Annotated in this window: 21 protein-coding genes and 3 tRNA genes; 7 read left to right on the top strand and 17 right to left on the bottom strand. The window is 65.3% G+C overall.

The window, feature by feature from the left end; all coding sequences use genetic code 11:
* Positions 1–21: 21 nt before the first annotated feature.
* The 3 genes from FHW97_RS21055 to thiE form a co-directional block, all read right to left on the bottom strand.
* Entirely contained in the window at positions 22–1,971 is a 1,950-nt protein-coding gene (locus FHW97_RS21055; RefSeq protein WP_171799674.1) for an OPT family oligopeptide transporter, read from the bottom strand.
* 72 nt (positions 1,972–2,043) lie between these two features.
* Entirely contained in the window at positions 2,044–3,153 is a 1,110-nt protein-coding gene (locus tag FHW97_RS21050; RefSeq protein ID WP_171799673.1) for a L,D-transpeptidase, read from the bottom strand.
* 99 nt (positions 3,154–3,252) lie between these two features.
* Entirely contained in the window at positions 3,253–3,951 is a 699-nt protein-coding gene (gene thiE / locus FHW97_RS21045) for a thiamine phosphate synthase (protein ID WP_171799672.1), read from the bottom strand.
* A 92-nt stretch (positions 3,952–4,043) separates the two neighbouring features.
* Here thiE and FHW97_RS21040 point away from each other — a divergent pair, with 92 nt between their 5' ends.
* The gene (locus tag FHW97_RS21040) at positions 4,044–4,406 is read left to right on the top strand and encodes a hypothetical protein (protein ID WP_171799671.1); all 363 of its coding nucleotides are present in this window, start codon (positions 4,044–4,046) and stop codon (positions 4,404–4,406) included.
* Here FHW97_RS21040 and FHW97_RS21035 read toward each other — a convergent pair.
* The 4 genes from FHW97_RS21035 to tkt all read right to left on the bottom strand — a co-directional run bounded on the left by FHW97_RS21035 (position 4,396) and on the right by tkt (position 9,774).
* A complete protein-coding gene (locus FHW97_RS21035) occupies positions 4,396–5,298 on the bottom strand; it encodes a fructose bisphosphate aldolase (protein ID WP_171799670.1) in 903 nt (300 codons plus the stop codon). The two genes, FHW97_RS21040 and FHW97_RS21035, sit on opposite strands and share 11 nt — an antisense overlap.
* A 140-nt stretch (positions 5,299–5,438) precedes the next feature.
* Positions 5,439–6,635, bottom strand: coding sequence for a phosphoglycerate kinase (pgk, locus tag FHW97_RS21030; RefSeq protein ID WP_171799669.1), 1,197 nt, complete (start codon positions 6,633–6,635; stop codon positions 5,439–5,441).
* Positions 6,636–6,728: 93 nt separating this feature from the next.
* The gene (gene gap / locus FHW97_RS21025; protein WP_022674902.1) at positions 6,729–7,736 is read right to left on the bottom strand and encodes a type I glyceraldehyde-3-phosphate dehydrogenase; all 1,008 of its coding nucleotides are present in this window, start codon (positions 7,734–7,736) and stop codon (positions 6,729–6,731) included.
* A 70-nt stretch (positions 7,737–7,806) separates the two neighbouring features.
* A complete protein-coding gene (gene tkt, locus FHW97_RS21020; protein ID WP_171799668.1) occupies positions 7,807–9,774 on the bottom strand; it encodes a transketolase in 1,968 nt (655 codons plus the stop codon).
* Between the two features lie 249 nt (positions 9,775–10,023).
* Here tkt and FHW97_RS21015 point away from each other — a divergent pair, with 249 nt between their 5' ends.
* The 4 genes from FHW97_RS21015 (at position 10,024) to FHW97_RS21000 (ending at position 11,734) form a co-directional block, all read left to right on the top strand.
* Positions 10,024–10,302 (top strand): hypothetical protein, encoded by a 279-nt coding sequence (locus FHW97_RS21015; protein ID WP_022674900.1) that lies wholly within the window; start codon positions 10,024–10,026, stop codon positions 10,300–10,302.
* Positions 10,303–10,340: 38 nt separating this feature from the next.
* Positions 10,341–10,721 carry a cell division protein ZapA gene (locus FHW97_RS21010; RefSeq protein WP_253941919.1) on the top strand — a complete coding sequence of 127 codons (381 nt, stop codon included), beginning with the start codon at positions 10,341–10,343 and terminating at the stop codon, positions 10,719–10,721.
* Positions 10,722–10,877: 156 nt separating this feature from the next.
* Positions 10,878–11,495 carry a 5-formyltetrahydrofolate cyclo-ligase gene (locus tag FHW97_RS21005; RefSeq protein ID WP_171799667.1) on the top strand — a complete coding sequence of 206 codons (618 nt, stop codon included), beginning with the start codon at positions 10,878–10,880 and terminating at the stop codon, positions 11,493–11,495.
* On the top strand, positions 11,495–11,734 hold the full coding sequence (locus tag FHW97_RS21000; RefSeq protein WP_171799666.1) for a DUF2842 domain-containing protein: 240 nt from the start codon (positions 11,495–11,497) through the stop codon (positions 11,732–11,734). Before FHW97_RS21005 ends, FHW97_RS21000 begins: the two co-directional genes overlap by 1 nt.
* A 99-nt stretch (positions 11,735–11,833) precedes the next feature.
* Here FHW97_RS21000 and FHW97_RS20995 read toward each other — a convergent pair.
* From FHW97_RS20995 to FHW97_RS20950, 10 genes are all read right to left on the bottom strand, one after another.
* Positions 11,834–11,910: transfer RNA gene (locus FHW97_RS20995), tRNA-Asp, on the bottom strand.
* A 131-nt stretch (positions 11,911–12,041) separates the two neighbouring features.
* Positions 12,042–12,118, bottom strand: a tRNA-Asp gene (locus FHW97_RS20990).
* A gap of 120 nt (positions 12,119–12,238) precedes the next feature.
* Entirely contained in the window at positions 12,239–13,189 is a 951-nt protein-coding gene (gene thyA, locus FHW97_RS20985) for a thymidylate synthase (RefSeq protein WP_171799665.1), read from the bottom strand.
* A gap of 126 nt (positions 13,190–13,315) precedes the next feature.
* Positions 13,316–13,392 (bottom strand) — tRNA-Pro (locus FHW97_RS20980).
* A 141-nt stretch (positions 13,393–13,533) separates the two neighbouring features.
* On the bottom strand, positions 13,534–14,385 hold the full coding sequence (locus FHW97_RS20975; protein ID WP_171799664.1) for a TauD/TfdA family dioxygenase: 852 nt from the start codon (positions 14,383–14,385) through the stop codon (positions 13,534–13,536).
* Positions 14,382–15,053 (bottom strand): glutathione binding-like protein, encoded by a 672-nt coding sequence (locus tag FHW97_RS20970; protein WP_171799663.1) that lies wholly within the window; start codon positions 15,051–15,053, stop codon positions 14,382–14,384. The genes FHW97_RS20975 and FHW97_RS20970 overlap by 4 nt, the downstream gene beginning before the upstream one ends.
* Positions 15,054–15,137: 84 nt before the next feature.
* Positions 15,138–16,103, bottom strand: a complete 966-nt coding sequence (locus FHW97_RS20965; protein WP_022674893.1) for a TauD/TfdA family dioxygenase — start codon at positions 16,101–16,103, stop codon at positions 15,138–15,140.
* Between the two features lie 405 nt (positions 16,104–16,508).
* Positions 16,509–17,951 carry an MFS transporter gene (locus FHW97_RS20960; protein ID WP_171799662.1) on the bottom strand — a complete coding sequence of 481 codons (1,443 nt, stop codon included), beginning with the start codon at positions 17,949–17,951 and terminating at the stop codon, positions 16,509–16,511.
* Positions 17,948–19,336, bottom strand: coding sequence for an LLM class flavin-dependent oxidoreductase (locus tag FHW97_RS20955; protein ID WP_253941918.1), 1,389 nt, complete (start codon positions 19,334–19,336; stop codon positions 17,948–17,950). The genes FHW97_RS20960 and FHW97_RS20955 overlap by 4 nt, the downstream gene beginning before the upstream one ends.
* 2 nt (positions 19,337–19,338) lie before the next feature.
* Positions 19,339–21,762 carry a TonB-dependent receptor gene (locus tag FHW97_RS20950; protein ID WP_171799661.1) on the bottom strand — a complete coding sequence of 808 codons (2,424 nt, stop codon included), beginning with the start codon at positions 21,760–21,762 and terminating at the stop codon, positions 19,339–19,341.
* A 519-nt stretch (positions 21,763–22,281) separates the two neighbouring features.
* Between FHW97_RS20950 and FHW97_RS20945 the strand changes: the two genes are divergently transcribed.
* Both FHW97_RS20945 and FHW97_RS20940 read left to right on the top strand, forming a co-directional pair.
* Entirely contained in the window at positions 22,282–22,689 is a 408-nt protein-coding gene (locus FHW97_RS20945) for a low affinity iron permease family protein (protein ID WP_022674889.1), read from the top strand.
* 145 nt (positions 22,690–22,834) lie between these two features.
* Complete coding sequence (locus FHW97_RS20940) at positions 22,835–24,877, top strand: M13 family metallopeptidase (RefSeq protein ID WP_370525489.1); 2,043 nt, start codon at positions 22,835–22,837, stop codon at positions 24,875–24,877.
* Positions 24,878–25,068: the final 191 nt, after the last annotated feature.

The following is a 25,068-nucleotide window of genomic DNA, read 5'->3' as shown; positions in this document are numbered from 1 at the left end:
CACGGGGCCGGCGAGCCTAAGTCACATGCGGGCGCCGCGCGCCATGCGGGCATAGGCAAAGGCGATCAGCGCGCCAAACAGTGCCAGGCCCAGCGGCATGGCCCAGGCATTGTGCGCCACCACCGTCATCACATCGGCCTTGCCACTGCCGGCCACGATCGCGGCAAAGGCAATGTTGAACAGCCCGTCGCCCACGATCAGGCCGGTGGCAGTGAGCACGCCCATGCGCTCTGCCAGGGCAGGATCGCGCTGGCCCATGGCCCAGCGATTGTAGAAATGGCCAAGCACCGCGCCCACCACCACCGGCAGCGTGGTGGGCATCGGCAGATACATACCCATGCCCACGGCCAGCGGCGGCAGCGAACCCTTGCGCGTCGCGCGCAGGCCTTCGTCGATGGCGATGGCCACCGCGCCGATGCCCGCGCCCAGCGCGATGAGTTTCCAATCGAGGCCCTGCCCCAACACGCCCTGGATGATTGCGGAAATCAGCGCCGCCTGTGGCGCGGCCAGTGCCTCTGGCCCGGCGCCGGGCGCGCCGGCAAAGCCGAACGTGCCGTTGAGCAGGGTAAGGATTGGCGGGATCACCACCGCGCCGAACACCACGCCCAGCACCAGCGCCACCTGCTGCCGCCACGGCGTGGCGCCAACCAGTTCGCCGGTCTTGAGATCCTGCAGGTTGTCGTTGGAAATGGTGGCAACGCCGAACACCAGTGCCGTGACGAACAGGGCAAAGGCGACCAGCGCCTTGCCGGCCGCCGGATCGGCCACATGGCCGAACAGCGCCAGCATGACCAGCGCGATGCCCAGCGCGGCAAGAATGCCCACGCCCGAAATCGGGCTGTTCGACGCACCGATCAGCCCGGCCATGTAGCCACAGACCGAGGCGATGACGACACCGGCGACCAGCACATAGGCCACGGCCGCCACCAGCGTGGGCACGAGGTGATCAGCCACCGGGCCGCCGCTGGCAAAGCCGGCCAGCAGCGCGGCGATCGGCAGCATCAAGACCACGATGGTGCCACCAACCAGGCCGATCGGCAGATCGCGTTCGGCCAGGGCCACCCCGGCATAGCCATCGGCAGCACGGGCGCGGCTGGCGGCAAGCGCGCCGGCAATCCCGCGCACGATCGGGCCGATCACGCGCAGCAGGGTCCAGATCGCGGCAACGCCGATCGTGCCCGCACCAATGAAGCGGATCTTGGCGCGGAACACGCTGGAAACGAAATCGGCCAATTCGGTGCCGGCGGGCGCGCCGACGGCGGTGTAGATCGGCAGCAAGACGCCAAAGCCGATGATCACGCCGGTCAGGATCGCCAGCCCCACGGCCAGGCCTACCAGGTGGCCCACCCCGATCAGCGCCAGCGACAGGCCACCGCCGGCCGTGGTGGCACCACCGGCAAAGCGGAACACGCCGCTCGCCTCTTCCGCCACCAGGCCCAGCTTGGCCAGCAGCGGATAGGCGACCGAAAGCCCGGTGCCAGTGGCAACGGCGGCAAGACCGCGCCGGTTTTCCTCGACGCCGCCCTCACCCGCGCCCACCTTGAGCACTTCGGCCGCAGCAACGCCTTCGGGATAGGGCAGATCAGAACCGGTCACCAAGGCGCGGCGCAGCGGCACGGAATACATCACGCCCAGGATGCCGCCGATGGCGATCACCGCCACCGATTGCCAATAGGGAAAGCCGCTCCACCAGCCGACCATGACCAGGCCCGGCAGCACGAAGACGATGGCCGAGAGCGTGCCTGCCGAACTGGCGATCGTCTGGACGATATTGTTTTCCTGGATGGTCGATCCCGGCAAGAGGCGCAGGATCGCCATGGAAATCACCGCCGCCGGGATGGAAGTGGCGAACGTCAACCCGATGCGCAGCCCGAGATAGACGTTGGCTGCGGTAAAAATCACTGTCAGCACCGCGCCCAGCGCGACACCGCGCCACGTCAATTCACGGGGATTGCTACCACTTGCCACCATTGCATCCTTCTTGCCGTCTGCGTGCCGTGTGGCACGGGCAGACGGCAAAGGAAAGATGGCGCCAAACGAAGATCAGGCGACGAATTCGACCTGGGTTTGCTGGTCGACCATCTCGGACAGGCGCGCTGCATCCCAGTTGGTCAGCCGCACGCAGCCATGGCTCTCGCTCTTGCCGATCGCGGCCGGCTCGGGCGTGCCGTGGATGCCGTAGTGCGGCTTGGACAGATCGATCCACACCACGCCGACCGGGCTGTTGGGGCCAGGCGGCAGCATCGCCTCGGGCTTGGCATCCGAAACGTCCCAGAACAAAGCGGGGTTGTAATGGTACTTGGGATTGCGATCGATGCCGTTGATCTTCCACTTGCCCAGCGGCAGCGGATCGTGCTGCGAGCCGGTGGTGACAGTGAACAGCGCGACCAGTTCGTCCTGGCTGTCATAGACCGACAGTGTGCCGGCCTTGCGGCTGACGACGATGCGCGTGGCATGGGGCTGCTGCGTGCCCACCCCCAGATCGGCCAGGGTCTGCCGCCAGGCGGCATTGCTGACCTGCGCCGGATCGATGGCATCGGCGCCCACGTTGGGCACGCGCAGCTTTGACCCAGCAGCGAACGGCGGCGCGCCGGGATTGAGCGCGTGAAGCACTTCGGGCGTAGTGTGGAACCGCTCGCCCAGCTTTTCGTCAAGGCTGGCATAGCCGAGCGCCGGCAGCTTGGCCTGGGCCGAAGGATCCTTGGGAAGAGGCGCAAACGGGCCGGTGGCAAAGCTGGCCGGGATGGTCACCACGCGGGTGGCGGGAATGTTGCTCTGCCGCGAAAAATAGGCGCGGGTGGCATCGTCCAGCGTGCCCGTCGCGTTCAACTGGTTCGCCTGCTGATAGGCGCGCAAGGCATTGCGCGTGGCCGCGTTCAGCGTGCCATCCACCACGCCGGGGGAAAAGCCGGCACGATCGAGCAGCACCTGCATCTGCATTTCCGGGCGCGCAACATCATCGGGACGGGCGGCCGGTTCGCCAGGGCCAGCGTCCTGCGACGCCATGCTGTCGGCGCCGGGCAGATTGGCCGTGGCGCTGGCAGTGCCGCTGGCGCCATCGTCGGGCACAGAACGGTTGCAGGCCGTGGTGGAAAGGGCAATGGCAACGAGGGAAAGTGCGGCGAAGGGGGCAAGCCGGCTTTTGCGGGTCATCAGGTCTCCGTGAACGGGGCAGCCGCCACGTGCGTGTGTTGGCGCAGCGCTGCCACGCCAAAACCGCAATCTTTCCTGATGGTTCCCGCGTTCGCGCAATCAATCCGGTTCGACGTCGGCGTCGTCGGCGCGAAGATCGCCCAATCCTTCGGTTTCGCGCGGCGGCGCTTCGCGAATGGCGCGCAGGAAGGCGGATACGGCGCCCGCTTCGTCCAGGCCCTGGCCATTGGCCCAGACCGCCCCGCTCACCGCGAGGAAATCAGCGCCCGCCGTAACCAGCGGCGCGCAGTTTTCCGGGGTGATGCCGCCAATCGCCACGCAGGGCAATTCGAACACGGCAGACCACCACGCCAGCAGTTCGGGCGCGGCGCGGTGCTTGGTTTCCTTGGTCCCGCTGGGATAGAACGCGCCAAACGCCACGTAATCGGCGCCGCCCTCGCCCGCTTCCATCGCCAGGTGGCGGCTGGCATGGCAGGTCACGCCGATCTGCACATCGCGGCCCAGGCGTTGGCGCGCATCGGCCACGCTGCCATCGTCCTGCCCCAGGTGCACGCCATCGGCGCCCAGGCGCTTGGCCAGGCTGACCGAATCGTTGACGATGAACGCCACGTCGCGATCGGCGCAGATGCGCTGGAGCGGATCGGCCAGCTTGGCCGCGGCATGCTCGTCCACGTCCTTGACGCGAAACTGGAACGCCGCCACCGGCCCGGCATCGAGCGCGCGGGCAAGGCGATCGACAAAATCGCCACCCACATCGAGGGGCGAGATCAGGTAAAGATGGCTGGCAAGTTTGGTCATGGTCGCCGCCCCTACCGGTTTCGCCATCGCGCGTCCATCTTTGCGCGAAATCGCCCGGGAACCGGCGCGGCGGGCGATGCATTGGCATGGGCATGAGGACCCTGCCCCCGCTGCTGCCGCTGCTTTCGCTCATTGCCATTGGCGCCTGCGCCACCCTGCCCCAATCGCCGCGCAGCGATGGTCTGGCCCGGCTTGGCGAAGCGACGCGGGTGGGCAGCCAGACGGTGCGCCCGCTATCGGTGGTGGAAGACAGCCGCTGCCCCGAAAACGCCCGGTGCATCACCGCCGGTCGTCTCATCGTGGCCACGCGGGTGGGTCGTGAAACGCGCAACCTGGAACTGGGCAAGCCCGATGCCTCGGGCGTGACGCTCGATAGCGCCGAACCCGCCAAGCGCACCGACAGGCGAATCCTGCCGGGCGCATGGCGGTTTCATTTCAGCGTGATTACGCCGTAACCAGCTTCTGGGTAGAGCCGGCAAAGATTTCATCGATGGCGCCGCCCAGCGCGGCATCGAATTCCGCGTCGGTCATCTGATAGCGCAGGTCTTCGAGCAGGGCGCGGCTGAAGCTGGCGATGATGCCGCGGTTCTTCGACAGTTCCACGCACGCCTCGGGCCGGGCATAGCCGCCCGACAGCGCAACCACGCGCAGCACTGCGGGATGATCGACCAGCGCGTCAAACGTGCCGGGCACCTTGGGCAGCGACAGCTTGAGCATGACCTTGGTGCCCTGGGGCAAGGCATCGAGTGCCTTGAGGATCTCGTCGCGCAGCAGCGTGTCGCAGGCTTCGCGCGTCTCGCTCTTGATGTTCACTTCTGGCTCGATGATCGGCATCAGGCCACCGGCCAGGATCTGCAGGCCCACTTCGAACTGCTGCTTGACCACGGCGGCGATGCCTTCGGCATTGGCCGAATTGATCACCGAACGCTCCTTGGTGCCGAACACGCCCAGCGCCTTGGACCGCGCCACAAGCGCGTCGAGTTCGGGCATCGGCTTCATCAGTTGCACGCCGTTGGCTTCGGTTTCCAGGCCCTTGTCCACCTTGATGAACGGCACGATACCCTTTTCGATCAGGGCGGTGGGCACCGGCTTGCCATCCACGGTGCCATCCATGGTGCGTTCGAACAGGATGGCGCCAATCACCTTTTCGCCATTGAACACGCCCGAACGAATGATCCGGCTACGCATCTCGTGGATCAGGCCGAACATTTCCTCGTCGTTGGAATATGCGCTTTCCTCAACGCCATAGCCCTTGAGCGCCTTGGGCGTGGACCCGCCGCTCTGGTCCAGCGCGGCGATGAAGCCATGTCCGGCGGCCATCTTTTCGGTCATTTCAGCGTGGTTCATGATCGGTCCTGTGGATCTGGGGCAGCAGCGCACGGGCGCCGCAAATCAGGTGAGCGAATCTGGCTGCGCATACCTATGCACACCCACGCAATAAACAGGCGCGCGCTGCACTGCAACACGCGCCTGTAAAAAAGTTGCGATCAGCCTTCGAGAGCGGCCACGCCGGGCAGTTCCTTGCCTTCCATCCATTCGAGGAAAGCGCCGCCAGCGGTTGAAATGTAGGAAAAATCACCCGCCACACCAGCATGGTTGAGCGCGGCGACCGTGTCCCCGCCCCCGGCCACTGAAACCAGCGAGCCTTCCTTGGTCAGCGCGGCGGCCGTCTTGGCCAGCGCCACCGTGGCAGCATCGAAGGGTGCCATTTCGAACGCGCCCATCGGCCCGTTCCACACCAGGGTGCGGCAGGTCTTGAGCACGTCGCCCAGCGCTTCGACCGCTGCCGGGCCCACGTCGAGGATCATTTCGTCAGCGCCCACTTCGTGCACGTTGGCAGTGCGCAAGCTGGGCGGATTGGCGGCAAATTCCTTGGACAGGACAACGTCGTAGGGCAGGTGCACGGTGCAGCCGGCCTTGTCGGCGTTGTCGAGAATTTCTTCCGCGGTGCCGGTCAGGTCATGCTCGCACAGCGACTTGCCCACGTCCACGCCGCGCGCGGCCAGGAACGTGTTGGCCATGCCACCGCCGATGATCAGGTGATCGACCTTGGACACCAGATGCTTGAGCACGTCGAGCTTGGTCGAAACCTTGGCCCCGCCGACCACGGCGGCCACCGGCTTCACCGGCTTGCCCAGCGCCTTTTCCAGCGCTTCGAGTTCGGCCTGCATGGCGCGACCGGCATAGGCGGGCAGCACCTTGGCCAGGCCTTCGGTAGAAGCGTGGGCGCGGTGCGCGGCAGAGAACGCGTCGTTCACATAGGCCTGGCCCAGCTTGGCGATCGCGGCAACCAGTTCGGGATCGTTCTTTTCCTCACCCTTGTGAAAGCGGGTGTTTTCCAGAACGGCGATCGTGCCATTGTCGAGCGCGGCCACCGCAGCTTCCGCCTCGGCCCCGGCGCAATCGTCGATGAAGGCGACCGGACGGCCCAGCACGTGGCTGAGCGCGGGCAGCACCTGCCTGAGCGAATTGGCCTCGCTGCGTTCGCCCTTGGGGCGGCCGAAGTGCGCAAGGACGAGCACCTTGGCGCCCTTGTCGGCCAGTTCGGTCAGGGTCGGCACGGCAGCGCGCAGGCGGGTGTCGTCGGTCACCTGGCCATCGGCCATCGGCACGTTGAGATCTTCGCGCACCAGCACGGCCTGGCCGGTAACGTCGCCCAGATCATCGAGAGTCTTGAAAGTCATGGGTCTATACCCCTGTTCCATAAGGAAAAGGCCCGGCGCCCGCCTCTGCCTTGTGGGCAGACGCGCGGGCACCGGGCCTTCGCATTCAGGTGATCAGATCAGCTTGCCCATCGCGCCGGCCGTATCGACCATGCGGTTGGAGAAGCCCCATTCGTTGTCGTACCACGACAGCACGCGCACCAGCTTGCCATCGATCACGGCCGTTTCCAGGCTGTCGACCGTCGACGAGTGAGCATCGTGGTTGTAGTCGATCGAGACCAGCGGTTCTTCGCTATAGGCCAGCACGCCCTTGAGCGGGCCTTCGGCCGCTGCCTTGAGCAGCGCGTTGACTTCTTCCTTGGTCGTGTCGCGCTTGGGCTGGAACGTGAGGTCCACCACCGAAACGTTCGGGGTCGGCACGCGGATCGCCGAACCATCGAGCTTGCCCTTGAGTTCGGGCAGCACTTCACCCACAGCGCGGGCGGCACCGGTGGTGGTGGGGATCATGCTCATCGCGGCAGCGCGCGAACGGCGCGGGTCGGAGTGGATCTGGTCCAGAATCTTCTGGTCGTTGGTGTAGCTGTGCACCGTGGTCATCAGGCCGCGCTCGATACCGATGGCATCGTTGAGCACCTTGGCGAACGGCGCCAGGCAGTTGGTGGTGCACGAGGCGTTCGACACGATCACGTGATCGGCGGTCAGCTTGTCGTGGTTCACGCCGAACACGACCGTCAGGTCAACGTTCTTGGCCGGAGCCGAAATCAGCACCTTCTTGGCGCCGGCTTCGATGTGCTTCATGCCGCCTTCACGGTCGGTGAAGAAGCCGGTGCATTCCAGCGCGATGTCGATGCCCAGTTCGGCGTGCGGCAGCTTGGCGGGATCACGCTCAGCGGTCACCTTGATGCGCTTGCCGTCGATCACCAGGTCGTTGCCATCCACTTCCACGGTGCCGGGATAGGCGCCGTGCACGCTGTCGCGCTTGAACAGCAGGGCGTTGGCCTTGGCGCTGGCGAGGTCGTTGATGGCGACCAGTTCCAGGCCGCAGTCGGGCCGTTCGAGAATGGCACGTGCCACGTTGCGGCCGATGCGCCCGAAACCGTTGATTGCAACCTTGGTCGCCATGGTCTTACTCCTTAGAATTGAAGACACCGAATGGATTGGGGTGACTTGGAGCCGAGCGGCCCCGGGCGGTTTACCCGAGCCGTTCGAGAATTTGCGGCACGATCTTGGCAGCCGTCAGGCCGAAATGATCATACAGCACGGGAGCTGGCGCCGAAGCGCCGAAGCTGTCGATGCCGATCGTCAGGCCATCGCCGACATGCTTCTGCCAGCCGAACGTGGTGCCCGCCTCGATCGAGACCTTGAGCACGTCGGCGGGGATCACGTCAGCCTTGTAGGCCGCGTCCTGTGCCTCGAACAGTTCCCAGCTCGGCATCGACACGACATCGGCGCCAATGCCCTGTTCTTCCAGAGCCTTGGCCACGTCAACCGCGATCGCCACTTCCGAACCGGTGGCCAGCAGCACGACCTTGCGCGCGGCATTGGCCGACACCAGGCGATAGGCGCCCTTGGCGCTGAGCATCGCGCCATCGTGGCGCAGCTGCGGCAGGTTCTGGCGGGTCAGCGCCAGGACCGAAGGCGTCTGCGGCGATGCCAGCGCCAGGTTCCAGCATTCGGCGGTTTCCACCGCATCGGCCGGGCGGAACACCTGCAGGTTGGGGATCATGCGCAGGCTCATCACCGTTTCGATCGGCTGATGCGTGGGGCCATCCTCGCCCAGGCCGATGGAATCGTGGGTGAGCACATAGATCACGCGCGCGTGCTGCAGCGCCGACATGCGGATGGCATTGCGGCAGTAATCGGCAAAGACCAGGAACGTGCCGCCATAGGGAATGATCCCGCCGTGCAGCGCCATACCATTCATCGCTGCCGACATGCCGAATTCGCGAATGCCATAATAGACATAGCGGCCGGCATAGTCAGCCGGCCCGAACGGCGTCGTGGCCTTGGTCTTGGTGTTGTTGGACCCGGTAAGGTCGGCCGAACCGCCGACCATTTCGGGCACCAGCGGGGTGAGCACTTCCAACGCCAGTTCCGATGCCTTGCGCGAGGCGATGTTCTGGGTCTTGCCCAGCCATTCGCCAAAGATGCGGCCCGCTTCTTCGCCAGAAGGCAGTTCGCCGGCCATGCGGCGCATCAGTTCGGCCCCTTGCGGATTGGCCGCCAGGCGCGCTTCCCATTCGGTGCGCAGATCGCGGCCGGCATCGCCCGTGGCGCGCCAGTTGGCCATGATATCCTCGGGGATTTCGAACGGCGCGGCCGTCCAGCCCAGGTATTCGCGGGCGGCGGCGATTTCGTCCTTGCCCAGCGGCGAACCGTGAACGTTGTGGCCGCCCTGCTTGTTGGGCGCGCCCTTGCCGATCACCGTGCGGCACGAAATCAGCGAGGGGCGGTCATCAGCCATCGCCGCGGCAATCGCGCGCTCGATATCGGCGAAATCGTGGCCATCGCAGTCTTCGGTGTGCCAGCCGCTGGCGCGGTAGCGAGCCAGAACGTCTTCGCTGGTCGACAGCGAGGTATCGCCGTCGATGGTGATCTTGTTGTTGTCCCACAGCACGATCAGGCGGCCGAGTTCGAGCGTGCCGGCCAGGCCCACGGCTTCGTGGTTGATGCCTTCCATCAGGCAGCCATCGCCAGCCACCACCCAGGTGCGGTGATCGACCAGGTCATCACCGAACTGCGCGTTCAAGTGGCGTTCGGCCATGGCCATGCCCACGGCCATGGCAAAGCCCTGGCCCAGCGGGCCGGTGGTGCATTCCACGCCAGGCAGCAGGAAGTTTTCCGGGTGGCCCGCGCAAGGGCTGTTCAGCTGGCGGAAGTGACGGATGTCATCCATCGTCGGCTGCTGATAACCCGACAGATGCAGCAGCGCGTAAAGCAGCATCGAGCCGTGACCGGCCGAGAGCACGAAGCGATCGCGATCAGGCCACTTGGGCGCAGCGGGATCGAACTTGAGAAAGCGCGACCACAGCACCGTGGCAACATCGGCCATGCCCATCGGCATGCCAGGGTGTCCGGATTCCGCTGCCTGGACCGCGTCCATCGCCAGCGCACGGATCGCGTTGGCCATGGGAGCCAGCGCGGTCGGATCGCTTGTCATCTTCGGGTTGGTGTCCTTACTCGCGCGCCCGGCGCGGCCGGGGCGTCTGATTCGGGGAAATCGGGGTCTCTTTGGTTCCCCGGCTTGCCAGCGTCAAGCGCGGCGTCGGCCATGGCAGGTGATCGGGCCCATACCCAGCGCTGGGCCGTGCCGTTTGACAGCGCAATCGGTGCCCTGGCTGGCATGACCTGCGCTTTTGTATGCACAGGGGAACTTGCAGGCCACGGCCAGTGTGATACCGGATGAAACATGGCAATCATGGACGGCACTTCGGCAGCGCGCACTGCCACCGACGGCACAGGCACAGATGGCACCGGCGATCTCTTTTCGGCGATCGAGCGGGTCGAACTGGCGCTGGCCCGGCTGGAAGAGGTTGTCGCCCGCCGCGAGGCCGAGGCGGAAAGCGCAGCGGCGCACAACGCGCAGGCAGAACTGAGCGAGTTGAAATCACGCCACCGCAAGCTGCGCGAACGCGTCAGCGAGGAATTGCAGCAGCTTGACCTGCTGCTGTCGAGCCTGCCGCAGTAACAGCGCCGCATCCGATAGGGGCCAGGGGAACAACGAGCATGCAGATGACGAACGTGACTCTGGCCATCGGTGGACGGTCGCTGACCATTTCGGTTGCCGCCGGGGAAGAAGCCCACGCCGAAATGCTGGGCCGCATGATCGACGATCGGGTGCGCCGCTTGGGGAACATGGCCACGCAGGGTGAAGCGCGCATGCTGCTGTTTGCCGCGCTGATGCTGGCCGATGAACTGCACGAGGTGCACAGCCGCCCTGCCCCGGTTGCGCCGGCCGAGCCGGCTGCTCCGCCACCGGCTCCGCCACCCGCACCAGCCGGGCCGCCGCCCGAATTGATCGCCCGCGTGACCAATCTCGCCGAGCGGGTGGAAAACCTGGCGCAAAAACTGGCGCTGCCCCTTGAGCCTGATGCCGCGAACGCCTAAATTGCATGGCGACGGGTTCTGCCCGGCACGCGCCGCATGAAACATCCCTGAGGCTATAAGCAAATCCAAGGGGGCTGTCCCTACCTGGGCCCTGGCACAGGCACATGGTCCCCACCTGACGTTGAGGCGTCAGAGGATTTTCCCGGAGAACGACCCATGGTGGGCCCGTCACCCCCCCCATTCCCGGACGAAGACAACGCCGTTGCCGCCAAGCAGGCCCTGCGCAAGGACCTGCGGGCCCGGCGCCGCGCCCATGTCGAGGCACTCGATCCGCGCACCCGCGCGCTGCTGTTCCGCCGCCCGCCCGCGCCGCTGATGGCGCTGATCCCGGCCGGCGCCACCGTGGCGCTGTACAATGCCAGCCAGTGGGAAGCGCCCGCGGCCAGCTATGCCACGTTCTTCCACGAGGCTGGGCACGCCGTGGCGCTGCCGTGGTTTGCCGATCGTGGCGCGCCGATGCAATTCCGCCAATGGCTGGTGCCGCCGCTCGACGATGTGCTGGAACCCGATCCCTGGGGCGTAAAGCAGCCAGCCGCCGATGCGCCGCTGCTTACGCCCGATGTGTTGTTCGTGCCGCTGGTGGGCTTCACCGCGCAAGGCCAGCGCTTGGGCCAGGGCGGCGGCCATTACGATCGCTGGCTCGAAGCCCATCCCGCTGCCGTGCCGATCGGCATGGCCTGGGACGCGCAATGCGTCGACAGCCTGCCGCGCGAGGTGCACGATCGCCCCTTGCGCGCGGTGGTCACCCCTACCCGCCTCTACGGTCCGTTCTGATGGGCGGGCGCCAACCCCACTTCAATCCGCCGCCTCCGCCCACCTGGCGCAAGCCGGTGGGCATCCTGGCACTGATCGCCGCGCTGGCGATCTATGGCGGGGTCGTCATGGGCCTGGGCGAACAGATCGGCCGCCTGCCCGTCCTGGTGCAAGTGCCGATCTACCTGGTGCTGGGCACGATCTGGCTCTTGCCGCTGCGCCGCTTCCTGATCTGGATGGAAACCGGCCGCTGGGGCTAGGCCAAGTGGACAGGCAGAGCTGACCATCAGCACGCCGAGCCATTTATGCCGGAAACGAAAAAGGCCTCCCGAAGGAGGCCTTTTTGAAAATCCACCAAGTGGCGCGAGTGACGGGGCTCGAACCCGCGACCTCCGGCGTGACAGGCCGGCACTCTAACCAACTGAGCTACACCCGCGTGCCCTTGGGGATTGCGCCTCTAAGACGCGGCCGATATGCTGTCAACTGCCAATTTGCTGTTTCCAGCCTTGGCGTGAAAGCCTTGTTCGAGCAAGGTTTTCGTTGACCAACAACATCTTACCCAAGGGGTGGCGCGAGTGACGGGGCTCGAACCCGCGACCTCCGGCGTGACAGGCCGGCACTCTAACCGACTGAGCTACACCCGCATTCCCCTTGGGGTGAGGCGCCTCTATGCCGGGCGGCCGCAGGTGTCAACAAAGGGTCATGCAGAATTTTCGCAGCAAGCTGTGCAAAACTTGATCGGCACCCCGCAAACGCGGCGCGCCTTACACGGCGACCGGGGCGGCCAGATGCCCTTGCGGATGATAGCCCTCCACCACGAAGTCCTCGATGCGATAGTCAAAGATCGATTCCGGCCGCCGCGCGATGGCCAGGCGCGGATCGCCTGCGGGCGTGCGCTGCAACTGCGCCTCGATCAGATCGGCATGATTGAGATAGAGGTGGGTGTCCCCGCCCATCCACACCAGTTCGCCGGGCTCGAGATCGCATTGCTGGGCCAGCATATGCACGAACAGCGCCGCGCCCCACAGGTTGAACGGCAAGCCCAGCACCACATCGCAGCTGCGCTGATAGAGCACGCAAGACAGACGATTGCCCGCCACCTGGAACTGATAGGTCTTGTGGCACGGCGGCAGGGCCATGGCGTCAAGCTCCGCCACGTTCCACCCTTCTACGATATGGCGGCGGCTGCCGGGATTGTGGCGCAGGCTTTCGACCAAGCCAGCCACCTGGTTAACCCCCTGCGCGCGGCGGCGAAACAGGCCGTACTGGCCGGCTGGCTCATAGACCGGCCAATCGACCCACTGCTTGCCATAGACCGGGCCAAGATCGCCCCATTGCGCGGCAAAGGCAGCGTCAGCCACGATCCGCGCGGAAAAATCGGCGCGGCTGATATCCTCGCCCGTTTCGCGGCGATAGCGATCGAGCGGCCAATCGGTCCAGATTTCCACCCCTTGCGCGCACAGCGCGCGAATATTGGTATCGCCGGTCAGGAACCACAGGAATTCGCGCGTCGCGGTTTTCCAGAAGACCCGCTTGGTCGACAGCAGCGGAACGCGGCCCTGCGACAGATCGAAGCGCAATTGCGTGCCAAACACCGCGCGGGTGCCCACGCCGGTGCGGTCCATCCGCTCGTCCCCCTGCGTCCAGATCTGGCGCATCAGGTCAAGGTATTGCCATTCGAAGTGCGGGCTGTGGGATTCGGTGGGGCTCATCATGCCCACAGCCTTAGAAGTGCATGCGAGAATCGCAAATAGTGGCAAGCCTCACCGGGCGTTCACCGCAAACGAAAAAGCCGACCCGAAGGCCGGCTTTTCATGCCCCTGCAATGCAGGGAAAATAAGTGGTCGGGGAGAGAGGATTCGAACCTCCGGCCCCTGCCTCCCGAAGACAGTGCTCTACCAGGCTGAGCTACTCCCCGACCGGAGCGGTTCGGGCTAGGCCGTCCCCGCTGGGCAGGGCCGCCCTATATGCGGGCGATTCCGCACGCGCAAGCCCTGTTTCAAAAACTTATCAACAGTTTGTATGTTCTTCATATAAACCAATGAATTAGACGTACACATCAGCCCAGCGGGACCCCTTCGATAGTGATGCGATGCATCTCGCGGCGGTGGCCGTGGTAATCGTTATAGGCGTAATGCCAGGTCGCGCGGTTGTCCCAGAACGCGATCGAGCCGGGCTGCCAGTGGAAATCCTCGTGGAATTCACTGCGGCGCGCATGGTCATAGAGTGTGGCAAGCAGATCGGCCGAGGCCGCGTCTGACAGGCCGAGCACGCGCACGGTGAAGCTTGGGTTCACATAGAGCGCGCGCTTGCCGCTGAGCGGATGGGTGATCACCACCGGGTGCACCGGATCGTCGAGCACGTCGGCGGCGCCCGCGTTGCCGATGCGGCCATCGCGGCGGGTATCCTGCAAGGCTTCATAGGCAGCGGCCTTGCTGCCAAAGACGTGGCGGGCCGAATGCACCGCGCGCAGGCCATCGACCTCTTGCCGCAACGCTGCCGGCAACGCGTCATACGCCGCATACATCGAGGCAAAGGCCGTGGCCCCGCCGTGCGGGGGCAATTCTCGCGCCACCAGGATCGAGCCCAGCGCCGGTTCGGCATCATAGGAATGGTCGGTATGCCAGCCGCCACCGATATTGTGCTGCTGTTCGGGCTCTTTCACGACCAAGGCAATTTCGGGATAACGCGGATGGGCCGCGAAAAAGCGGTTGATGTTGATCGGCCCCCAGGCACAGGCAAAAGCGATGTGCTGCTCCTCGCTGATCTGCTGATCGCGAAAGAACACCACGCCATGTTCGGCAAAGGCGGCACGGATCGCCGCAAAGTCAGCCTCTGCCAGCGGGCGCGCGAGATCGACGCCGAGGATTTCGGCACCGACGCGGCCATGCTTGCGAATTTCGAAAGTCATGCCGGCACCTCTTGAGCGGGAGCAGATCGCGGGCCAGCCCCGGGCCGGAACGGCAGGGGGCCTTCCGCTTCACGCACGGCGCGGACCGCCGGCCGCGCCTCGAAACGCGCGGAGAACGCCGCAAGCGCAGGAAGATCGGCCAGGACCGGGCCAAAATGCGGGACATAGCTGGCAAAGACGCCGAGATAGGCGTCGGCAATGGTGAAGCGATCGCCCACCAGCCATTCCGCCTCGCCCAGGCGATCCTCGATCGGCTGGAACGCTTCACGCAGGCGGCGCCGGGCGGCCTGGCGGATGCCCTCGTGCGCGGCTGGATCGTCGGAATAGAGGTGCGGGCGATTGCCGACCCGCTGCGTCGCGCCGTGGATCTCACTGTTGATATAGCCGATCCAGGCCTGGATCTGCGCCCGCTCGACCGTGCCGGCCGGCGCGAACAGCGCGGTGCCGGGGCGCTGGTCAGCCAGGAAGGGCAGGATCGCGGCGTTTTCGCCGATGACCGTGCCATTGTCGAGCACCAGGGCCGGAATGCGGCCGAACGGGGTCAGCGGGGCGAGATCGTCTCCCCCCGGCCCCAGCCGCAGCAACCGAACAGGCACGGGCAGATCAAGCTCGCGGATGATGACATGGGCCGGCAGGCTGGTCGCGCCGGGAGAGGCTAGCAATTGCATCGAGCCAGAGTGTCCTTGAGATGACCGAACGGGGAGCGAGCAGCCCTGCCCCCTCCCCGCGCGGTGAGAATGACCTGGTGGCCGTCAGGCAGGCTGGCCAGCGGTGGCGCGTTCCTGCCGCGTGGTGCGGCTTTCGCGGCCATCGATGCCCACCGGCACGTCCCCCGCGACCGTCGCGCGGCGCAGCGTGCGGCGCTGCAGGCCGAAATCGGCGATCGCGCGGTGCTGCGTGCTGCGGTTGTCCCAGAACGCCACGTCACCCGGTTGCCAGCGCCAGCGTACGGTGTTTTCCGGCTTGGTGATGTGGTCTTGCAGGATATTGAACAGCCGCGCCGAATCCGCCTCGCTCAGGCCGACGAAGCGCTTGACGAAGTGGCCCAGCAGCAGGCTGCGCTGCCCGCTGACAGGATGGACCCGCACCACCGGATGCTCGGTTTCATAGATCGTCGAGGCGAACACCGACTTGTGATAGAGCGTGCGCTCCTTGGCCGTGTCGCTGGCATCGGCCGATGTGCCAGCCGCCGCGAGCGTGGCCGCGTAATCGTAATCGTTGCTGTGCACCGCCCACAGGTTGTTGACCAGTTGGCGCAGCGGTTCGGGCAGGCCTTCGTAGGCCGTCTCGCCATTGGCCCACAGCGTATCGCCGCCCGCCTCGGGAATGGTGATGCCGCGCAGGATCGATGCCTTGGGATAGGCCGCCAGGAACGTGACGTCGGTATGCCACGATGACGCGGCATAGCCTTCCTTGCTGTCGAGTTCGAGCAGGTAGCGCGAGCCTTCGGCAACCGGCACCGTGGGGTGGGCAACCGGATCGCCGAACAGCGCGGTCAGCGCCTCGTGCTCGGCATTGTCGAGGTGTTGTTGCCCCCGGAAAAACAGCACCTTGTGCCGCACCAGCGCAGCCTCGATCGCCTGCACGGTGGGGCCGTCAAGATCGCCCGACAGCGCCAGGCCGTGAACTTCAGCGCCGATGCGGCCGGTTACGGGGCGGATATCGAGCGGGGACGCAGGGTCTTTGGCATTGGGATAGCTGGCAACGATGGTGGCCATGGGAATTCTCCTGAACATGGGCCGCGCGCAAGGCATCGCCCGGCAATGGGCCGGCGCGCGCGAACGAAGGGATGGAACGAGAAAGTCAGGTTGGGTGGCGGCGCGGATCACGCGCCGCGCATCAACACATTCGTTGGGTCTTGTGCATCGTATCACCTCGATCGGATGGAGGGATCACGAAGCCTGGCGATGTCGCCCCAGCGTTCGCGCGCTTTAGCCGTTGGTATCGCGGAGCAAGCTGCTTCCCATCAAAAGCCGCGGGCCGATGGTTCGGGCACAAGGCCCGCCTTTCCTGGCCGGGGAAAAGACTTTCGAACTATCTCTACTCTATCGCTTGACTATAACATGGCAAGCCCGGATCGCTGGGGATGCGCCCAAGTTTTGCGTGGCCACTCCCAAGCGGAATTATCCCTGCGAGCCGCGATCGGCCTGCGCCAGCCAGCGATCACGGCTGGCATCGGACACCAGCCCCGCTGCATCGCGCGCAGCCAGCTGGCGACGGATATCGCCATGGCGCCGCTCGTCGATGGGAAAGCCATGGATCACCGCGGCCGAGATCACGTGGCCTAGCGCTGGCCCCAGGGCGAACAGCCACTTGAGATGTTCGAGCACGCCGGCCGGATTGGTCCCGCGCGGATCAAACCCGATCCACGCGGCCAGCGGCAGGGCCACGCCGATCGCCAGGGCCACGCCAGCCTTGTCAGACAGCGAGAATACCGAAAAGAACAGGCCAATGCGGTCCTCACCGGTGCGCAGGCGGTGATAATCGGCCACGTCTGCCACGATCGAGCGCAGCATGAGATTGCCCGATCCCTGCGCCAGCCCCTGCGCCACGGTCAGCGCCAACAGCAGCACGACAGAGCCGGGCGCCAGCGCGAGGAGTGCCAGGTTGATCGCCACCTGGGTCAATTCCCCGGCAACGGCAGCGCGTTCCTTGCCGACGCGGCGGCCGATCGCCAGCCATAGCGGGCAGGCAAAGATGCCGAACACATATTGCAGCAGGAACAGCCCCGGCGCCCAGGCGGAATGGCCCATGTAAAAGCTGATGAAGAACACGAACAGCGCGGTGCGCACGCCCTGCGCCAGCCGCACGGCAAAGTTCGAGGCCAGCACGCGCAGCAGCATGCCTTCGCCAAACACCAGGCGCAGCGTATGCCACACCCGCACCGGATCTTGCGCGCCGGCCGGCGGGGGCGGCTCGGGCAGCGCGCGCAGCCCCAGCGGCAGGGTGATCAGCAGCAGGGCAAAGACCATCGCCCCCATCGCCGCCAGTTCCAGCCGCGGTTGCCCGGCCAGCCGCGTGACCAGCAGGCTGGGCAGGACCAGCGCCAGCAACAGCGCCACGCAGGTCAGCGCCTGGCCATAGGTGGTGATGCGCGTCCGCTCATGATAGGCGCCCGAAAGTTCGCCCATCCAGGCGGCCAGCGGCGTGGCCATCATCGAATAGCCGAGATAGAGCACGAACAGCGCAGCCGACAGCGCCAAGGGGCCAAACCAGGTAGGCGGCAGGAACACCGGCACCGCGCCCAGCGCAAAGATCGCGGCCCCCACCGCAATCCACGGCCGGCGGCGGCCCCAGCGGCTGCGCGTGCGGTCAGACAGCAGGCCGATCGCCGGATCGATCACCGCATCCCACAGCCGCGCCAGCAGGAAAATCACCCCCACCGTGCCCAGCGAAAAGCCGAACGCGCTGGCATAGAGCGGCGGGACATAGGTGCTGAGCGGCACTTCCACCGCGGCAAGCGGCATGCCCAGGCTGGAAAAGGCAATCAGCCGCGCCGGGCCAAGCCGTTTGGGCGCTGCGGCGGGCGGCGCGCGCCCGGCGGCATCGAGGGCAAGCGTGCTCATGCAACAAGCTCCTTCGTCTGGGGGGAAAGCGGCGCAGGAAAGCCGGCATCGGGCCGCGCCAGGCCAAGGTTTTCGCGCAAGGTGGCGCCTTCGTATTCCTCGCGAAACAGGCCGCGCCGGCGCAGTTCGGGCAGGACCAGTTCGATCACGTCGTCAAGGCCTGCGGGAAAGATCGGCGCCAGGATGTTGAAGCCATCGGCCGCGCCATCCTCGAACCAGGCCTGAAGTTCGTCGACCACTTCGGCCGGCGTACCCACCAGCACGAGATGCCCGCGCGCGGCCGACATGCGCGAGACCAACTGGCGCACGCTCAAGCCCTGGTCCAGCGCGAGGTCGTAAAACAGCTTTTGCCGGCTCTGCCACCCTTGCGTGAACGGCGGCGGTGGCGGCGGCGCGTCGAGATCGACGGTGGTCAGATCCCAATCGAGGAAGGTGCGGATCGAGGCGAGCGCGCCGGCCACATCGACAAAGGCCTGCAAGCGCGCCAGCTTGGCCTCGGCCTCTGCCCGCGTGGGCGCAACATAGATGCTGACACCGGGCATCACCAGCAGGCTATCGCGCGACCGGCCTAGTGCCTGCGCCTTGTCCTTGAGGCCTTGGGCAAAGGCGCGCGCTGCGGCGCGGCTTTGCTGCGCGGTAAACACCACCTCGGCGGTGGCGGCGGCCAGCGCCTGGCCATCATCAGACGATCCGGCCTGAACGATCACCGGATGTCCCTGCGGCGGTCGCCCGGTCTGCAACGGGCCGGCCACGCGGAAGTGATTGCCAGCATGATCCACACGGCGCAACCGTGCCGGATCGTAATAGCGGCCGCTGGCCTTGTCGGCCTGGATGGCATCGTCGGCAAAGCTGTCCCACAGCTGCTTGACCACCGCCACATGCTCGGCCGCGATGGCATAGCGCGCGGCGTGCGCGAGTTGATGGTCCAGCCCGAAGTTCGCCGCCTCGGCATCGCTGCCCGATGTGACGAGGTTCCACCCGGCCCGCCCGCCTGACAGCTGGTCGAGCGCGGCAAACTTTCGCGCGACATGATAGGGCTGGAGATAGGTGGTGGAGACCGTGGCGATCAGCCCGATATGGCTGGTGTGCGTGGCCAGGGCCGACAGCAGCGTCAGCGGCTCTCCGGTATAGACAGGTGCGGTATAGCTGATCGCCTCGGGCGTGGCGCCGAACAGCGCCACGTTGTCGGCCAGGAACACGGCATCGAACTTTGCAGCTTCGGCTTTTTGCGCCAGATCGCGCCAGTATTCGAACCGGAACGGCGCGCGCGGATCGACATCGGGATGGCGCCAGGCGGCGGCATGATGCCCTACGCCGAACAGGAAGGCGCCCAGCTTCATCTGGCGTTTGCCGCCGGCCTGGCGATGTGCGGTATCGTGGCTCATGGTCAAAACGTCCGCGTGATGGTGCCGCCGAACGTGCGCGGATTGCCATAGACCTCGATCACCGGGGCCGAGGCACTGGCCGCGCCGTAGGAGACGGCATAGCGTTCGTTGGTCACGTTCTTGGCCCAGGCCTGAAGCTGCCAGCGGTTGTCCTGCGTGCGCAGGCCCAGCCCGACGTTAGTGATCGCTACCGGCGCCTGCCAGCCATAGACCGAGCGCGGGTTGATGTAGGCAATCCGGCTTTTCCAGCTGGTGTTGGCATAGCCGGTGAGATTCCATTCCCCGCCGATCGGCTGATCAAGATCGATCCCGCCCTGCACCGTCCACTTGTTGGAACCGGCCACCTGATAGCCGGTGAGCGACAGGGGCCGCGCAGCGCCGCCGTTGGCCAGCTGGAATTCCAGCGGCGCGGGCGCATCGGCATAATCCAGGTACTTGGCATCGTTATAGGCAAGGTTCGCATTGAACCCCAGCGCCGGCAGCGGGCGCCAGGTCGCCTCGAACTCGAACCCGCGCAGCCGCACCTTGCCCACGTTGGCGAGATAGGTTCCGAACGAGGCATTAGCCTGATCGACGCGGGTCCCCTGATAATCGGTGATCGTGTTGTTGTAGAGGTTGAGGTTCACCGTCGCCTTGCCGCCGGCCCAGCTTGTCTTGATCCCGGCTTCGAAATCGGTGGACTTTTCCGGCCGGGTGATCACCAGCGCGGCCTGGCTAGCCGTGGCCGAAGTATTGGCTGCGCCCGATTTTTCGCCATGGCTGGCCGAGGCATAGAGCAGCACGTTGGGCGTCACCTGCCACGCCGGATTGACCAGCCAGGCCAGCGAGCCACGGCTGACCTGGTTGGCCAGCGTATAGGCGCCGGCCGCGCTGCCACTGGTGCCACCCAGGTTGTTGAGCAGCGCCTGTCGCGCCGTGGCGCCGGCGGGATTGAGCGCGCCGGTGCCCAGGGCATAGCCGGCAATGTTCACCTGCTTCTTCTCCCAGGTATAACGCAGGCCGCCCGTGAGCGAGAAGGTGGACGTGAGGTGCGCGGTCACCTGGCCAAAGCCAGCCAGGCTATCGATCGTCAGGCGGCCGTCGCGGTCATACTCCAGCCCGTCGATGAACGAGGACGGCACCCCTGCCCCAAGGAAAAACGTCGAGGCATCAGAGCCGAAGATCGTGCGCAAGTTGCTGCGCAGCTTTTCGTGCAGGTAAAACGCGCCCACCTGCCAATCGATCGTGCTGCCCTTGGCCGAGGCAAGGCGCAGTTCCTGCGAATACTGATTGACGTCAACATCATAGCCAGCACGATAGATATCCAGCGGGGTGTAGTCGCTGTCGTTATAGGGGCGGAAACAGAGCCGCCGCCACGCGGTAACGCCGGTCAGGTTCACCCCGCCCAGATCCCAGTTGATCTCGTTGGAAAGACCATCGGTCTTGGCGATCAGGCGATCCTGGTTGTTGAGGTTGGCGTTGTAGGGGCCGTTGAGATTGGGGGTATAGCCAAACCGCGCCAGCTTGGCGCTCCAGCTGTCCGCGCGCGGCGAATTGACCGTGCCATCGAGGTTCAGGTTCTGCGTCACGTCCGCCACTGGCGGGTAGAAATTGTTGTATTCGTTGGATTCGTAATGTTCGGCGATCAGGCGCGAGGACACAGTGGCGCTGGGCGTAAACAGCAGTTGCCCGCGCGCCGACCAGCGATCGTTGCCCAGCAGCTTGACGCCGTTATAGGCGTTGGTGATCCAGCCACCGCCCTTGCTTTCGGCAAAGGTCAGGCGATAGGCCAGCTTGTCGGCAATGATCGGCCCGGTGGCATTGGCGCGCAACTGCACCGCATCGTAATTCCCATAGGTCGCTTGCAGCGTATAGGAAGGCTCAAACTTGGGCTTGGCGGTCTGCACGATCACTGCGCCGATCGTGGTGTTCTTGCCCAGCAGCGTGCCCTGCGGCCCGCGCACCACCTGGATGTTTTCCAGGTCGACGAAATCGAGCCAGGAAAAGCCCACGTGGGTGAAGAACACGTTGTCCACGATCAGGCCAACGCCGCCTTCGGCGCCATCGTTGCTGGCATTGCCGCCCAGGCCGCGAATGTAGAGGCCCGAGACGCGGGTGTTCTGTTGCAAAGCGCCGAAATTGGGCACGCGCAGGGCAAATTCGCTCACCCGCTCGATCCGCTTGGAGGTCAGTTCCGCGCCGGAAATGGCCGAGATGGCCAGCGGCACGTCCTGCAGCCGTTCCTCGCGATGGCGGGCGGTGACAGTGATGGCATTGGCATCGGGCACATCCGGACTGGCTGGGTCGGCGACCGGTGCCGGCGCCTGTTCGGCCGGCGCCGCCGCAGTTTCGGCAGCCTGGGCCAAGCCTGGCAAGGCCAGTGCGGTGGAGGCGAGCAGCAGGGCGCCCAGGCCAGTGGCCGGGCGGGTGGCATGGAAAATCGACATGAAAAAGCGGTCCCTCATGGACGGAAGGCGCAAGGCGGCCTGCCGCGTGCGGGGCATCGCCGCGCGGCCTTGCGCCATCTGGATGTGATTATGGTCAGGCCCAGGCGCAGCCGTGGTATGCACGGTGGCTGGGCGCAGGCGTTATGCCGCTATCGTGTGCATTGCATCGTATCACCCCTGAAACAGCGGGGAACACGAAGCCTGGCGATGTCGCCCCAGCGTTCGCGCGCTTTAGCCGTTGGTAACGCGGAGCAAGCTGCTTCCCGATCAAAAGCCGCGGGCCCGTGGCGGCAGCTGAGGGCCGGCGCAGCATCGGGCCAGGCCGCTGCGTCTTGATCTCTATTTATTTGATAGACTTTTTGCCGTCAAGCGATGGCGTGGCATGATAGCGGCAAAGCAATTCTTGGGCACGGCCAAGCCAGGGTGCCCCCAACGGTTCCCTGCCCTTTCGGGAACCGCGCGGCCCGCCCGCTGGTTTTGGGAAACAGTCCAGCAATCAAACCAGAAAGAACCGCGGCCATGGACCGGATTTTCACCGCATTTGCCAATCGCGTTTCGGCCTTGGCGGGGCAACCGGCGAGTTTCGCGCTGGCCACGCTGATCATCGTCGTCTGGGCCGTGTCGGGCCCGATCTTCGCCTGGTCAGACACCTGGCAGCTGGTGATCAACACCGGCACCACCATCGTCACGTTCCTGATGGTCTTCGTCATCCAGAATGCGCAAAACCGCGATGCTGCGGCGATGCAAGCCAAGTTGGACGAGTTGATCCGCGCCCTGGAAGGCGCGCGGGGCGATTTCATCGGGATCGAGCATCTGTCTGACAGCAAGATTTCCAACATTCGCACCGCGCTGGAACAGGAAAGTGGCTGCGATACCGACCGAGCCAGTGTCGAAGAAAGCGTGGAGGTGCTACTGCGCCGCCGCTGACAATTGCAAATGACACGATTGGCGACAAAAAGCGCACAGACATGCCCTTTTTATCAATGGCATCACCTGCATCAAACTCTTTCAGATGAAACCGCCTTCGTCTAGGTTGTGCGCCGTTGAGGGGTCAACAAGGATGAATGCAACTGTGAAACTTCGCATGATGGTCTTGGCATCGACGGCATTGGCCGTGGCGATGCAGCCGGCCCTGGCCTCTCCGGCGTCTCGCGCAAAGGCGGCACCCGCTGCCGCCAGCGCTCAGAGCGGGCCGATCGGCGGCTGGGGTGTCGATCTTTCCGGGCGCGATCTTTCGGTTAAGCCGGGCGATGATTTCGATACTTACGCCAACGGCAAGTGGAAGGCGCGCACGCCCATTCCCGAAGACCGGCCCAACATCGGCACGCTTGCCCTGATCGACGAGCGGGTCCAGGCGCAGATGAAGGATCTGGTCGCCGCCATGCCCGCGACCAGCCAGGTCGGCGCGCTCTATGCCAGCTTCATGAACGAGGCGGCGGTCGAGCAACGCGGCCTTGCCCCGCTTCGGGCCGATGTCGCCAAGGTCATGGCGATTGCCGACAAGACCGCCTTTGCCCGCGCCATGGGCGGAACCGAAGGAAACTTTGGCATCAGCCTGGTCGATTATGGCGTGGGCCCCGATACCGCCGATGCGGGGCTGAATGTCCTCTCGCTTGGCCAAGGCGGTTTGGGCCTGCCAGAACGCGATTATTACCTCAAGCCCGCGTTCGCGCCGCAGCGCGAGGCCTATGTCGCCTATATCACCCGCACGCTGCAGACGCTGGGCGTGGCCGATCCGGCAGCAGCGGCCGCAAAGATCATGGCCTTTGAAACCGAGATCGCCACGCGCAGCTGGGATATTGCCCGCCGCCGCGATCGCAGCGCTACCAATAACCCAATGTCATCGGCCGAATTTGCCGCCTATGCGCCCGGGATCGACTGGACGGCCTTCTTCGAAGGCGCGCACATCGCCCCGCAAAGCCGCATGATCGTGCGCGAGAACACCGCGATCCGCGATCTGGCGGCACTCTATGCCAACACCCCGCTCGACACGCTCAAGCTGTGGCAGGCGTTCCACGTGGCCGACCAGGCTTCGCCCTATCTGACCAAGGCGATGGTCGACAGCCGCTTTGCCTTTACCCGCACGCTCACCGGGGTGGGCCAGCTCAAGCCACGGTGGAAGCGCGGGCTCGATCTGGTCAACAGCCAGCTGGGCGAAGCGGCCGGCCAGGCCTATGTCGCGCGCTATTTCCCGCCATCGTCCAAGGCGCGGATGCAGGAACTGGTCGCCAACCTGCGCGCCGCCTTTGAAAAGCGCATTGCCGCCAATCCGTGGATGAGCGCGCCGACCAAGGACGCTGCGCTTGCCAAGCTGGCGCGGATCGACGTGATGGTCGGCTATCCCGACAAGTGGCGCGATTATTCGGCGCTGGTGATCAAGCCTGACGATCTCTACGGCAACGTTACCCGCGCCGCGCGCTTCAATGCCGACTATGCGATGGAAGACCTGGGCAAGCCGGTGAACCGCAAGAAGTGGGGCATGAACCCGCAGACGGTGAACGCCTACAACGGCGGCGCCAAGCTGCAGATCGTGTTCCCCGCCGGCATTCTCCAGCCGCCATTGTTCGATCCGCGCGCCGATGATGCGGTAAACTATGGCGCCACGGGCGCGATCATTGGCCACGAAATCAGCCACAGCTTTGACGACCAGGGCCGCAAGATCGATGCCAAGGGCGCCATCTCCGACTGGTGGACGCCCCAGGATGCCGAGCGTTTCGAGGCGGAAGCCAAGGTGTTTGGCGATGAATATGCCCGCTTTGAAGCGGCGCCGGGCGCCTTCATCAATCCCAAGCTGACGATGGGCGAAAATATCGCCGATCTTGCCGGCCTGCAGGTGGCGCTCGATGCTTATCACAAGTCGCTGGGTGGCAAGCCGGCGCCGGTGATCGACGGGCTGACCGGCGACCAGCGCTTCTTCCTCTCGTTCGCCCAGGCCTGGCGCGCCAACCAGCGCGTGGATTCGCTGCGCAACCAGGTCACCACCGACCCGCACAGCCCGGCCCGCTTCCGCATCCTCGGGCCACTGCCCAATATCGAAGCGTGGTATCAGGCCTTTGGGGTCAAGCCCGGCAACACCATGTATATCCCGCCCGAAAAACGCGCCAAGCTGTGGTAAGTTGACAACAAAAAACCCCCTTCTCTTCAGAGGAGGGGGTTTGGGGGTGGTGCGAGGTCACGCGCAAACGCGCGCCTGCACCTTTCGGATTGTCAGCTAGAGTTTGATGACATTACATTGACGCATAGCCTGAGTTTCTGAGGTAGTTTGCGCATTCGTCTGGCGTGAAGGCGTCGAGTAGTGAGCCGATG

It is taken from the genome of Novosphingobium sp. SG754, from assembly GCF_013149315.1.
GTDB lineage: Bacteria > Pseudomonadota > Alphaproteobacteria > Sphingomonadales > Sphingomonadaceae > Novosphingobium > Novosphingobium capsulatum.
Note: the sequence above shows the minus strand (reverse complement) of the source record. Positions and strands in the feature narration are given on the sequence as shown.